This is a genomic window from Chryseobacterium sp. LAM-KRS1, assembly GCF_013184525.1.
Classification (GTDB): Bacteria; Bacteroidota; Bacteroidia; order Flavobacteriales; family Weeksellaceae; genus Chryseobacterium; species Chryseobacterium proteolyticum.
On the sequence record NZ_JAAOIZ010000004.1, the window covers coordinates 463,846 to 476,882 of the forward strand.

General features: G+C 35.8%; 14 protein-coding genes. 3 read left to right on the forward strand and 11 right to left on the reverse strand.

The window, feature by feature from the left end:
• The 7 genes from G9C87_RS13230 to pepT all read right to left on the reverse strand — a co-directional run bounded on the left by G9C87_RS13230 (position 1) and on the right by pepT (position 8,049).
• The gene (locus G9C87_RS13230) at positions 1 to 738 is read right to left on the reverse strand and encodes a LytR/AlgR family response regulator transcription factor (RefSeq protein WP_172281874.1); all 738 of its coding nucleotides are present in this window, start codon (positions 736 to 738) and stop codon (positions 1 to 3) included.
• The gene (locus G9C87_RS13235) at positions 725 to 1,789 is read right to left on the reverse strand and encodes a sensor histidine kinase (protein ID WP_172281876.1); all 1,065 of its coding nucleotides are present in this window, start codon (positions 1,787 to 1,789) and stop codon (positions 725 to 727) included. Before G9C87_RS13235 ends, G9C87_RS13230 begins: the two co-directional genes overlap by 14 nt.
• Positions 1,790 to 1,858: 69 nt before the next feature.
• A complete protein-coding gene (locus G9C87_RS13240; protein WP_172281878.1) occupies positions 1,859 to 2,455 on the reverse strand; it encodes a porin family protein in 597 nt (198 codons plus the stop codon).
• A gap of 289 nt (positions 2,456 to 2,744) precedes the next feature.
• A complete protein-coding gene (locus G9C87_RS13245; RefSeq protein ID WP_172281881.1) occupies positions 2,745 to 4,220 on the reverse strand; it encodes an RCC1 domain-containing protein in 1,476 nt (491 codons plus the stop codon).
• A gap of 672 nt (positions 4,221 to 4,892) precedes the next feature.
• Positions 4,893 to 5,132, reverse strand: a complete 240-nt coding sequence (locus G9C87_RS13250; protein ID WP_172281883.1) for a hypothetical protein — start codon at positions 5,130 to 5,132, stop codon at positions 4,893 to 4,895.
• Between the two features lie 169 nt (positions 5,133 to 5,301).
• Positions 5,302 to 6,618 carry a hypothetical protein gene (locus tag G9C87_RS13255; protein WP_172281886.1) on the reverse strand — a complete coding sequence of 439 codons (1,317 nt, stop codon included), beginning with the start codon at positions 6,616 to 6,618 and terminating at the stop codon, positions 5,302 to 5,304.
• 183 nt (positions 6,619 to 6,801) lie between these two features.
• Complete coding sequence (gene pepT, locus G9C87_RS13260) at positions 6,802 to 8,049, reverse strand: peptidase T (RefSeq protein WP_172281888.1); 1,248 nt, start codon at positions 8,047 to 8,049, stop codon at positions 6,802 to 6,804.
• A 186-nt stretch (positions 8,050 to 8,235) separates the two neighbouring features.
• Between pepT and G9C87_RS13265 the strand changes: the two genes are divergently transcribed.
• Both G9C87_RS13265 and G9C87_RS13270 read left to right on the forward strand, forming a co-directional pair.
• Complete coding sequence (locus G9C87_RS13265; RefSeq protein WP_172281889.1) at positions 8,236 to 9,084, forward strand: hydroxymethylglutaryl-CoA lyase; 849 nt, start codon at positions 8,236 to 8,238, stop codon at positions 9,082 to 9,084.
• Positions 9,085 to 9,176: 92 nt separating this feature from the next.
• A complete protein-coding gene (locus tag G9C87_RS13270; RefSeq protein WP_172281891.1) occupies positions 9,177 to 10,019 on the forward strand; it encodes a sulfurtransferase in 843 nt (280 codons plus the stop codon).
• 44 nt (positions 10,020 to 10,063) lie between these two features.
• Here G9C87_RS13270 and G9C87_RS13275 read toward each other — a convergent pair whose 3' ends face one another.
• Genes G9C87_RS13275 through G9C87_RS13290 form a run of 4 tightly spaced genes read right to left on the reverse strand, consistent with a single transcriptional unit; the run spans position 10,064 to position 11,965 of the window.
• Complete coding sequence (locus G9C87_RS13275; protein WP_089028448.1) at positions 10,064 to 10,390, reverse strand: SUF system Fe-S cluster assembly protein; 327 nt, start codon at positions 10,388 to 10,390, stop codon at positions 10,064 to 10,066.
• A gap of 3 nt (positions 10,391 to 10,393) precedes the next feature.
• On the reverse strand, positions 10,394 to 11,098 hold the full coding sequence (locus G9C87_RS13280; protein ID WP_172281893.1) for a 3'-5' exonuclease: 705 nt from the start codon (positions 11,096 to 11,098) through the stop codon (positions 10,394 to 10,396).
• A gap of 13 nt (positions 11,099 to 11,111) precedes the next feature.
• Complete coding sequence (locus tag G9C87_RS13285; RefSeq protein ID WP_172281895.1) at positions 11,112 to 11,459, reverse strand: tRNA-binding protein; 348 nt, start codon at positions 11,457 to 11,459, stop codon at positions 11,112 to 11,114.
• On the reverse strand, positions 11,456 to 11,965 hold the full coding sequence (locus G9C87_RS13290) for a hypothetical protein (protein ID WP_172281897.1): 510 nt from the start codon (positions 11,963 to 11,965) through the stop codon (positions 11,456 to 11,458). The genes G9C87_RS13285 and G9C87_RS13290 overlap by 4 nt, the downstream gene beginning before the upstream one ends.
• A 174-nt stretch (positions 11,966 to 12,139) precedes the next feature.
• On the opposite strand from G9C87_RS13290, the gene G9C87_RS13295 reads away from it, so the two are divergent.
• Positions 12,140 to 13,027, forward strand: a complete 888-nt coding sequence (locus G9C87_RS13295) for a hypothetical protein (protein ID WP_172281898.1) — start codon at positions 12,140 to 12,142, stop codon at positions 13,025 to 13,027.
• The last annotated feature ends 10 nt before the right edge of the window (positions 13,028 to 13,037 follow it).

Genomic DNA, 13,037 nt, shown 5'->3' on the forward strand with positions numbered 1-13,037 from the left:
TTATTTACTTATGAGCTTCTTATAGACTACCTGGTTAAGCAATTCTTCTTTACGGGTTCTCGAAATAGGAAGCTCTGTTTTATTAATATAAAGCCTGCCTCCTGCAATCATTTCAATATGAGTGATATTGATGAGAAATGATTTATGGATTCTAAAAAAATGCTCAGGGGATAAGGACTCCTCGATAGCTTTCATTGTCTGATGAATGACAAGTGTTTTATCTTTAAAATGCAGTTTGGTGTAGTTCTGCATGCTTTCAATATATAAAATATCTACCCAGGAAACCTTAATAAAGGTGTCGGATTGACGTACATATAAGTAAGGATCATCCAGAGAAATATTTCTTTTGGATCTTTCAAATAAGATGAATTGCTGCTGTGCCTTATTTACTGCCTGGTAAAAACGATTAAACGCTATAGGTTTTAAAAGGTAATCTACAATCTGTAGTCTGTAGCCCTCTAAGGCATATTCTGAGTAAGCAGTTGTGAAAATACATAAGGGCGGATTCTCCAGTTGTTCCAAAAAATCAAGGCCTGTAAGATAAGGCATATTAATATCCAGAAAGATGAGATCAATTTGATTCTCTTGTATTTTGTTATTAGCCTCTAATGCGGTAGCACAGGTATCCACCACTTCCAAAAAATCAATTTGATCCGCCATGTCTTTTAGATAGAATCTTGCCAGGGGTTCGTCATCTATAATCAGACATTTCATTTTGGGAATATTATTGTTTGACATTTTCCTGAGAGAGATTTAGGATTAAAGAAATTTTGTAAACATGATTATCAGACTCTACGTTGAGAGAGTATGAATCCGGGTACTGAAGGTCAAGCCTTTTCTGTACATTATTAAGCCCTATTCCATGAGCACCATCTTTACTTTTATGAACAGTCATACTGGAGTAGGAATTTTCCACATAAAAAGAAAGCTGGTTATCTTCTTCCTTACATGAAATTAAAATATAACCTTTATGCCCCGGCAAGCGGCAAACATATTTAAAGGCATTTTCAATAAAAGGAACGAGAAGAAGCGGAGCAATAGTCGCTTTATCGGTGGAAAGTTCCCAGGTTGCTTTTACATCCAGTTCATTTCCCCAACGCAATTTTTCAACTTCTACAAGATTTTGTAGGTATTCAACATCTTTTTTAAGCAGGACCTGATTCTGATTACAGTGATAAAGCTGATACCTCAGGATATCTGAAAACTTTAGCAACAAAAATGAAGCAAGCTCAGTATTGGTTTTCATCAGGATATGAATATGATTGAGAATATTGAAAACCAAATGGGGATTTATCTGGTCCTGTAATAGCTTAAGCTGATTTTCCAGATGGGCTTGTTGCAAAAGAATGTGATCCCTTTCAATTTTTCCGTGTTCCTGATAAAATGTTATTCCGCATGCTGTTCCATTAATAAGAAAGGATGCAGGAAGAGCTAAATAAAATCCTTTCCATAAAATAGGGAGGTGACTTTTAAAACCAGGAGCTAGGGGTGTTCTGGAATCTACTTCTATATAAGCAAAAACAAAAGAGTAAATAAAGCTCAGTAAAAGAATCATAATCGTTGCCTGGAGTAGGAATTTTTTCATTTTCCTCTCTTTTAAGGCTTGTGGGAGTAATTTTTTTGTTAAAAACTGAGTAAAAATAAAGGAGCTTATTACAATGGCTAACGTCTGGATAAGTGAATTGTATCTGCCGGAATCTGCCTGGAAATTAATCCACATGGTTATCCCGAAAATCAGCCAGAAACCAATAACAAATAGATGTTTTCTTACGATAAAAGATTTAAGCATATTTTGATAGGGTAAAAAATTAGAAACTGCAGGAAATGCAGTTTCTAATGGTAAAGATAATTTAAGTTTTTAGAACAGGAAGTATCCGATACCAAGCGAGAAGCTGTGAGGTTTGGATTTAAATTCTTTGCTGATGCTGGTGAGTCCTGTTTCGTACCTCAGATCAACGGTGAAGTTTTTATAATCCACACCAATTCCACCGGTAATACCAATATTGGATTTATCGAATTTTTTTAAACCTTCGCGCAGTGCTTTTGAGGTAGAAATATTATCATTAAATCCATAACTGTAAACTCCTCCGGCAAAAGCTCGGACATTAAAATCTTTGGAACTTACGATCTTATAACCTGCTACAACAGGGATATCGATTGAATTCCATTTCAATTGCGAAGAACTTCCATCTTTTAAGTCATATGATGTTTTTCTTTTGTTGAATATAGCTTCTCCCTGAAGGTATATCCGGTTAAAGTCTACTCTTGCCATAAGACCCGCCTGATATCCCATTCCATATTTTCCGCTCAGGTCAGAAGAGGCAGAAGATGTTTTAGTGAAATTTGTACCGGCTTTAACTCCAATATGAACGATTGGTGTTTGTTGTGCGTTGGCTTCTACTGAGCAGGTAATGCAAAGCAATAAAGAGCTTACTGCTAAAAAACGTTGTTTCATAATAATAAATAGTATTAAATCTGGTGCAAAACAACAGCAGTGAGCATGAAAATGAAATTTTATTTGATGAAGAGCATAGGTGTTTTGATAAAAGGGAGCTTTTGTATTAAGTTGGGCCCATCTCTGTTAACAGGTATTTCATGTAATCATTGATAAAGTATCCTGATTGTACCTTTGTCTAAAGGTGCTAGGCAATAACAAAGGCTATTCTTTGTGCATAAAAAAGACTGCCTTAGTTTAAAGCAGCCTTTAAATAACTAATATCAGTTAAATGAGTATCGTAATCAATTTACTTATCTTCATATACAGGAACCAAAATATTTGATCCAGACTCGTTAAGTCTTCCTAATTGTCTGTAAGCACCTTGCCCTGCTCCATACAGTACATTTCGTTTATTAGAAGCCGGAAGATACATGTTGTTGTATCCTAAGGTCACTCCGCTATATTCAAAACCATTCAGGTGTGCCGGAGTAATGTTGGTAATGTTGTCTAAATTAGTAGTATTTCCTGTTCCAAAACGGCCGTTGGTATTGAAGCCAACCCCATAGATATTGTTTTGGTTGGTGATGAAAGCCACCCCATTATTCATTGAGAATTCTGTAAAGCGTTCTCCGGATTGAAGATTGGGAGTTAAATTTGTCGGACCAGAATATACATTTCCTCCTCCAAAATAGAACATATATCCAAAAGCAAAGAATCTACCCTGGTCTGTAATAAATCCTCCGCCATAATTAGAGTAATCGTCAACTTGTACTTTCACTACTTTCTCTCCTGAATTCAAAGTAAATTGAGGATTAAGGAGGGTAGGGGTAGAAGCGGTGCCTACATTGGTTGGAAGACCTAATCTTCTGTACGTCGTACTATTAAGCCCCCACGTGTAAACATTTCCATCACTGGTTACTGCAATGGCTCCATAGATAAATACGTCCATGTCTATAACTTCCATTCCATTGAAGAAGTTAATTTTTGTAAAGGTATTGGCTTGACCGCTTGTTGTTCCGTCTCCTAAAACACCATATCCATTATATCCTGTTACATAGAGCTGATTGTCCTCCCCTAAAACAAGAGAATTGTATTGTCCAGTTCTTGCCTTTTTAGCTTTAATCCCTCCGGGAAGTGCAACTTGTCGGGGTGAGGCTACGGTGTTGGTGTTTCCGGTTCCGTTTTTTCCATAGGTATTTTGACCCCATACCCAGAGTTCTCCACCCGTAGTAATAGCCATTCCATTATATCGTCCCATAGTAAGTTCCTTACAAGATCGTCCCAAAACAAGGGATGGATATTTTGATCCATCTGTTAAAGCTCCCAATTGATTGGAAGACTGGAGTCCCATACCATAGACATAATTATTTTTATAAGGATCTAGATAAGTTGCTGCATATAGGTCTGCAGCCGCTACCTTACTGGCTCTGGCAGGCTTATTACCATTGTAGGTTATTTCTGTTTGGATTAAATTTTCAACTTCTGTTTCATCTATAAGACAAGAAGTCCATTCCTGTGTGTCACTTGTTGTTTTTAACCTAAGGCATCGTTTATTATTGTCATAAACAACAGTAGCTTCTACCGGAGTCGTATTGCTGTTGCTTACTGCAACGTCTATAGAGTCTACTCTTGGCATTACCAATCCCATTTGTTTGCTCGGTATGTTTTGTAAGTGCAGAATACCTTGTGGGGAGGTGGTATTTATTCCAACCTGAGCATATGTTATGCTAGTGAAAAAGAATGTTGTCGCCAACAACCGTAGTTTGTTTTTTAATTTAGTCATTGCTTGTGTTTTTATTGATTATATAATATTATTAAGATGAATTGTATTCATCTTTTTCTTTACATTTTTAAATAACAGGAGATGGATATTTTTTACTTCTTTTTTTTTGCTGTAAATGCCAATTTTGCATTAAAAATGAGCATCTTAACTAAGTTTAGTGCTGATCAACGATGCTAAAAAGAACAAGTAATTTGAGGCAATTGTGGGAACAAATAAATCTTTCTCCTTTTTTTATAAAAATTTTTTTTCCAGCGCGAAAATATAAAATATTTTTCAGCTTAATAAGTGTAAAAAATTACTTATTTCGTTGATATTTAGTATTTTGTATGTGTTGTTTTTGTTTAATTAATCAAAAAAATAAACTACAAAAGCTTTTATTGTTTACAAAGCATCTGACTTTTATTAAAAACATGATTTATATCATGTTTTTTAATTGGTTTTGTGAAAGTAATTTTTTGTTTATTTGGATTTGTAAAGAAATTATTGCTGAATTTATGATGTAGATAGAACTAGAACCCGTGGCAATACAGCTTTAGAATCTTTGAAAATGAAATTTAAGATAAGAAGTGCATATATTTTTATAAAAGGATGTAATTCAGTTCTCTTTAATTGGTTTATCCGATGAATGGCGCAAATAAAAAATCGGAAAAATACTTTTCCGATTGACTATTACTAAAATGGTTCTTCTTCACAAATCATTCCCGGGGGGCAGCCTCCGCTTCCGGGGTTTCCACCACCAGGACTGCCAACGCTTACACAGGTTCCAGGGTTACCATCGTCCTGCATTTCACATGCCTTACCATAAGTGCATTCACAATCTGTCCAGCAATACGCAGAATCTCCGCTGTTGTGGCAGCCATTTCCTCCACTACCGAGAATTGTTAGCAGATCTTTTCTTACTAGTTTTTTCATAATGTAATTTGATTTTTTGTAATAATAAATATATTAAAAAAATAAATTTAATTTGAAATAGAATTATTTGTGTATAAAATACTTACAAGCTAAATGACAGTATTTATAATCTAAAGGCAAGAAGCCACAACAATTGTCGTGGCTTCTCTTTTATTTAAGTGATAATATATTAAAATTCGATCTCTTTGTGATATAGAGGATATTCTCTTTGGAAAAGAGGAATGGTTCCTTCATATCTTAACGGGAAGACTCCAAACCCATAGAACATATCTGCCTGGATTTTTGCCTTTAGATCAATAATCCCTTTCCTTTGTGGAATTAGCTGTACACCTAAAGAAGCAATAGTTGAGGCTCTGCCTCTTAGTCCTGAATTGGCAATAGGAACCGTTAGAAACTGTAGACCAACAGCGCCTTTTGCTTCCAGACCTACTTCCGCAGATAAAGTGCCTTCGAGAGAAGTGATACTGAAATCAGATCTTTTTTCCAGGCTGATGTTTAGCGCGGGATTTTTTGAAACAAGGAAATTAGCTGTTCCTCCTACGTCAAGAAGGTTGACTTTCGCTTTGCCGGTTGCCCCGATTCCAAGAAAAGGGCCCGCAGATATTGTCGGACTCAATACAAGCCCTGTTGGACCTAATACAATAGGTGCAATAGGAATACTTATAAAATCTGTAGTACTTACCGTGTATCCTACTGATGCCTGGATATCCGCAGTGGACTGTAAAACAATATCATCCATGATAAAGTTTACAGAAAAGTTGGTCAGATGTCCCCATGAAAATGTAATATTGTAATCAATTTTAGGAGTTACTCCGCCTTTTACGTTTACGCTTGAAGCTAACCCTACCGGACCAACCTGTTGATTGATAGGAAAAGTCCTATTAAAGTTAAAACGATTGAAAGTAACCAGCTTCTGATCACTTAGGTTTTTAGCTTCAATATTGATGATTTTATTATTTACTTCCTGAGAGATAAGGCCTTCTACCGGAACATAGTTCACCATCTTTCCATTAACGCTGATGGGAGCTTTACCTGAGGGATCATAAACACCGCTTAACGTTCCACTGTATATAAATTCCTCAAGTTTAGCGCTTGATGTCTGTACAAAATACTGGTTGTTTGTTTTAGTTACAGATTGTACTTTAGAAAGGATTGTCTTTACCTGATCTCCTTCTATTTTTGTTCCAACCAAAACGCTTCCTGCCTTAATGTCATCAGTTTGATCGGTTGCTTTACTAAAGGTAATATTCTGATTATCCAGTTTGGAAATTGCTGATACGGATTCATCATCAAGGATAATGACATTTTTCTGTAAAGTAAGATTTCCCAGAGTTTTGAAGCTACCGGATTCTGTTTGAGATACTACCGGGTCCTCGTTCAAATTGTCCTGTGAACAAGAAATTAGAATTGCTGCTGTGAATATAGAAAGAATTATAAGGTTAAAAAATCTTCTATAATTTCTGAAATTGTTAAAGTTGTTTTTCATAAGCGAAAGATTTTTAGTTCTTCTAAGTTACAGATTAATTTTATTTAATCACTGCCAAGAGAAGTAGAAAATAGGAAAACCGTTATGCATGTAATAATTTGTTAATGAGATGATTGTATTTGGAAATAAAAAAGCCTCTGTTCCAACAGAGGCTTATATTTAATATTTAAATCAAATGCTTTATTACTTCTTTACAATATTGATTATAACTTCAGTAGCTTTTTCCATGCTTTCTAATGCAACATATTCATAAGGGCCATGAAAATTGATTCCACCAGCGAAGATATTTGGGCAAGGAAGTCCCATATAAGATAATTGTGCCCCATCTGTACCTCCTCTGATCGCTTTTATCTTAGGCTCAATATCAGCTTCCCTCATTGCTTTGGCTGCAAGATCAATGATGTGCATTTTACCTTCGAATTGCTGCTTCATATTGCGATACTGTTCCTTAATTTCTATTTCTGCAGTTCTTTCCCCGTGTTTTTCATTAAATTCTGCAACTTTTTGTTCAATGAATTTTTTTCGTGCTTCAAATTTTTCATCATCATGATCACGGATTATATATTGAAGCTTGGCCTCAGAAATATCAGCAGTAATGTCCATCAGGTGATAAAACCCGTCAAATCCTTTAGTTGTAGATGGTGTTTCATTCGCTGGAAGAGATTGTGCAAACTCAGCAGCTAAAAGACATGCATTGATCATTTTTCCGTAAGCATAGCCAGGGTGTACGCTTAACCCATGGATTTTTACAACAGCTCCGGCAGCGTTAAAATTTTCATATTCTAACTCCCCAACTTCACCTCCGTCCATTGTATAAGCCCATTCTGCCCCGAATTTTGCTACATCAAACTTGTGAGCACCTCTTCCGATCTCTTCATCAGGTGTAAAACCAATCGCAATTCTTCCGTGCTTGATCTCCGGATGAGCAATAAGGTATTCAGCAGCCGTAACAATTTCTGCACATCCGGCTTTGTCATCAGCTCCAAGAAGGGTATTCCCGTCTGTTGTGATCAACGTTTGTCCAATATATTTTTTTAAACTTTCAAATTTTGAAGAGGAAAGAGTGAATCCGGTTGCCTTATTAAGAAGCAGGTCCCCTCCGTCATAGTTATCCCAAACCTGAGGATTTACATTTTCACCACTGAAGTCAGGTGAAGTATCATAATGTGAAATGAATCCAATGGTGGGTTGGTCATTATTCTCAAGATTAGATGGAACATAACCCATAATATAACCATTGTCATCAATAGAAACATTCTCCAGACCGATTGTTTTTAATTCCTCAACAATATAATTAGCGATGTCCCATTGCTGCGGAGTAGAAGGAGTTGCTTCACTCTCTGCATCACTTGTTGAATATATTTTTACATAGTTAAGAAAACGGTTCAATAACTTCTCTCTCCATAATTGGTTGAATTCTATAGTACTCATTAGACGATATAAATTTCAACAAAGTTAGCAAATTTGCTGCTCAGAATACATTATTTGCGGCTGAATATCAGTTATTGAAATTTTGAATCATATATAAATAATTGAAAATCAAAATTATGTTAGCTTTGTATTGATCGTAGATAAACTTGTTAAGTTTTATTATATTTGAGAAAATCTAAAGTGAAAATGTTTCTTACCGAATGTCCTAGGGATGCCATGCAAGGCTGGGGGGAATTTATTCCCACAAATAAAAAAATTGATTACATCAACTCTCTGATGGAAGTGGGATTTGATGTGTTGGATAGCCTCAGTTTTGTCTCTCCAAAAGCTATTCCGCAAATGGCTGACTCTGATGAGGTTGCTGAAAATATAGACAAATCTTTATCAAACACGAAGATTTCTGCCATTATAGGAAATTACAGAGGAGCTGAAAAAGCACTAAAGCATCCGTCTGTAGATATTCTTGGGTTTCCTTTTTCAATATCTGAAACTTTTCAACACAGGAATACCAACAAAAACCAGGAAGAAGCTTTTAATGAGATCATTAAAATGCAGGAGCTTGTAAAATCAGAGAATAAGGAACTGAATATTTACTTTTCCATGGCTTTCGGAAATCCATACGGAGAAATGTGGAAATTGGAAGATGTAGAGTTTTGGGCTCAAAGATTTTCGGAGATCGGAATTGAAAATATTTTGTTGTCCGATACAACAGGTGTTGCAACTCCCGAAAAAATTGCCCTTTTATTCGAAAAAATACCCGTAAAACATCCTGAAATTAATTTTGGAGGACATTTTCATAACCGATATGAAGATTCTTATTCAAAATTAAAGGCGGCTTATGATCAGGGATGCAGAAGATTTGATAGCGCTATTAAAGGAATTGGAGGATGTCCTATGGCGGAAGATGATCTGGTTGGTAATATGCCTACCGAACAGGTAATCAACTTTATGAGTGTAGAAAAAATAGACCATAATCTTAATCTTTTAAACTTCGAGAGCTCATATAATAAAGCAAAAGATATTTTTCATTTTTAAAATATAAAATCAATCAGTAGGCGGGCTTTAGCCCGTTTTTGAATTAATATATCATTCGGCTTTAACCAGAACCTAATTAACAAAAGAATTGTATGTCCCCGATTATTTCAGCTTCACAATTAAAAAATTTAGAAACTCAAAATCTAATCATCCTTGATGCACGAGTAGGTAAAGATATATACCAGAGTTATTTGGAAAAGCATATTAAGGGAGCGCGATTCATCAATCTAGATACAGATCTTGCTGAAATCGGAGAAGATGCAGCTTTTGGAGGAAGGCATCCTTTACCCGGGATTGAAGAATTTGGTAGAACATTGGCTGCCCTGGGGATTTCTGAGGATAGCCATGTTGTTATCTATGATGATAAAAATGGTGCCAATGCGGCTGCAAGAGCATGGTGGATGTTACGTTCTTTTGGACTTAAAGAGGTTCAGGTTTTAGATGGTGGATTCCAGGCGGCTGAAAGAGAAGGTGTGGAATGTGCATCAGGAGAGGAGGTTTATGAAAAAACTGCACCGATGAAAAATCAAAGATGGCTTCTGCCAACATCAAGCCTGGAAGATGTTGAAAATGAATTAATAAATAGCTCTTCAACAGTAATTGATGTACGGGATGCTTACCGTTATAATGGAGAATCTGAACCGATTGATCTGATAGCAGGACATATTCCCGGAGCAATTAATATTCCTTTTTCTGAAAATCTTGATGAAAACGGTAATTTCCTTAAACCAGAAGTTTTAAAAGAAAAATATTTAAAATTATTAAAAGACAAATCTCAAAACCTGATCGTTCACTGTGGTTCCGGGGTCACGGCATGTCATACTATATTAGCTTTGGAGTATGCGGGCTTACCAATCCCTAATCTGTATGTAGGTTCATGGAGCGAATGGAGCAGAAGAGAAGGAAAAAATATAGCAACAGAGACTGAAAAATAAAACCGCAGGAATTCCTGCGGTTTTTTTATCTTCTATTCTGATTTTTAAAGCATTCCTAGTTCGAATTTGGCTTCCTCGCTCATCATATCTTTATTCCAGCTTGGCTCAAAAGTAAGTTCTAAATCAACACTGTTTACTCCTTCTACACTCTGAACCTTGTCCTTTACCTCTTGTGGTAATGTTTCTGCAACCGGGCAGTTTGGAGTTGTAAGAGTCATGATAATCTTAACATCGCCATCCTCAGAAATCTGTACATCATACACAAGTCCCAATTCATAAATATCCACAGGGATTTCAGGATCGTATACGGACTTAAGTACTCTTATAATTTCTTCTCCTATATCAGCAATTTGATCGTCTGTAAATTTCATTTTTTAATCTTGATTGATATTTCTTTTCAACAAATCTTCCTGCCGCATGCGGCGAAAAACATTTGCCAAAGTTAAGACATCTTTTTCACAATAGTCAACTATTCTTTGCAAGTCTTTCTCTATGTAGTAGATTGATGAAACCATTGAGCCGTCAATATCGTCCTTAGGCGTTGGAATTCCAAAAACATGCGCTAATAATTCAAGGGAAATAAAGGTTTTATAATCTCCGAACTTCCAAAGGTCCATCGTGTCGATGTGAGGGATTTCCCAAGGTTTTTTCCCAAACATCTGAAAAGGAACCGGAGGTTGCATTCCGTTGATCAGAAAGCGACGTGCAATCCAGGGAAAATCAAACTCTTTTCCATTGTGTGCACATAAAATTACATCCCGTAGCCTTGGACTGTTGAATATTTCTCCAAACTCGGTAAGGAGCTTTTTTTCATCATGATGAGCAAAGCTTTTTATCTTTAAGGTGTCATTCTTTTCTACCATTCCTATGGTAATACAGATGATTTTCCCAAATTCAGCCATTATTCCTGCTCGTTCAGAATAAAACTCTTCGGCAGAAATATCATCTTTGCGTTGAAATTTGGTCTTTTTATCCCAGAGCTTCTGGTCTGTTTCGGATAAGTCGTCCCATGATCCTGCATTCGGAACTGTTTCAATATCAAGAAATAAGATCTTTTCTAAAGGAATGTGCTGTATCATAAATATTTTTGTTTTATCCCACCTGCATTCCGTTTGTTACGGGAAGTGAAGGTGTTAAAATTGTAACTTCGCTTTTGTCCTCTCCGTAAACGCCTAATACCAGGCATTCGCTAAAAAAATTGGCGATCTGTTTTCTTGGAAAATTCACAACGGCTAAAATCTGTTTTCCGATCAGATCATCTTTTTGATATAATGCTGTGATCTGAGCTGAAGATTTTTTAATACCGAGGGGGCCAAAATCAATTTCCAACTGGTAAGAGGGATTTCTTGCCTTTTCAAAATCATTGACGGAAATAATGGTTCCACATCGTATATCTATTTTTTCAAAATCTGTCCAGGAGATATCCGGTTTTATTATCATGATAATTGGTTTATTAATTGTTCAACTTCTGATTTCTGGTCTGCATAATTTTTTTGTAATTGTGAATCTGTACCCATCCTTCTGTAGTATTCCAAAGCTTTATTCCCAAAAAACTTTTTATGAAAATCCGAAACTTCAGGAATTTGCGGAAAAATCCGATGAAAAAGCATTTCCGAATATGCCTGAAATTCCCTTTCATTTTTATCTACAATAAAATGACCAGGAGCTTTCTGCCTTACATGAAGCATTTCATGCGCCAGCATATTCAGAACAAGATTCAAATCAAAATCGAATAAATTTCTGGGGATCATTACCTTTTGAGGTTGGCCCAATTGTCCTTCGGCAGTCAGTAGCATGGAATTAGGGGAGAGTTCCTCCCTGAATCCAAAACCGGCAAAGTTCTCATGTTCCAGGTTAAAAGTGCGAATCAGATAATTGGCCGCTTCTAATATCTGATCGTGTTCCTTATATGCCTCAAGGTGTAAATTGATCTGTTTAAAGTTCATTCTATTGATGTTTTAACAAATGTATTAAATAATTAAAAATAGACCTCAAATTAGGTTATTTTATATAATAATTGTTAATATATATTTGGAGGAATAAAAAAAAAGATAATAAATTATGATATTAATATTTGTAAAATGGTATGTTTTTTGATGAAATATAGAAAAAAATTATTTATGATGAGAAAAAAAATTACCCTTACTGTACTATTATCTGTTTCTTTTATGAATTTAAATGCACAGGTTGGTATTAATACAAGCACGCCGCCGGCTACCTTAGATGTTATAAGTAAAGGAAATACTGCATCTGGTAAAGCTTTGAAAATCAATAATTCTTCTTCGAATGAACTGGTAACGGTACTGGATAACGGAAATGTTGGAATAAATAAAGTAGACCCGAGCGGAAAACTGCACATCGTTGGTGATGCCAGTACAAATGATGTGCTTTATTTAGAGAATTTACAAGAAGAAAATGCGTCCCGGCAATTTACACATGTGTTAGTTAATAACTCAACCGGAAAAATCGTCAAAGCTAAAGCAGGAGGATCAAGTACTATATTAACAAACTACAGATCCAGCGGTCAACAGGTTTTGGATCAGACAACTAACTCTTCTCAATTGGTTGAATTTTCTTCTAATGATAGTTTAATAGAATCGGCAACTTCATTTAACGCTTCTACATCTACATTTACCATTCTGGAAGATGGATATTATTTAGTGTCTGGGTTTGTTGGCTTTAATGGTTTTAGAAATGATTTTACAACGGTTAGTCAGTACATCGCTATGAATTTATTCTTTGAAGTCTCCACAAACGGAGGCGGAAGCTGGAATCAATTAACGGGTGTAAGAAATACATTTATAGGAGCATCTGCAGGTGTAGGGACAACCATAAGTATCTCACCAATAGCACTCTACTTAAATGCTAACTCACAGATACGTCTTATGATTCAAAGACCTCAGATAAATGGAAATTTGACATTAGGTACGCCAGCCGGGTCTAATGGACACATTAATTTGCCAACCGGACAATCATATTCGAAATCCGTTTTGATTATAAAGCAATAAGTATAAAATG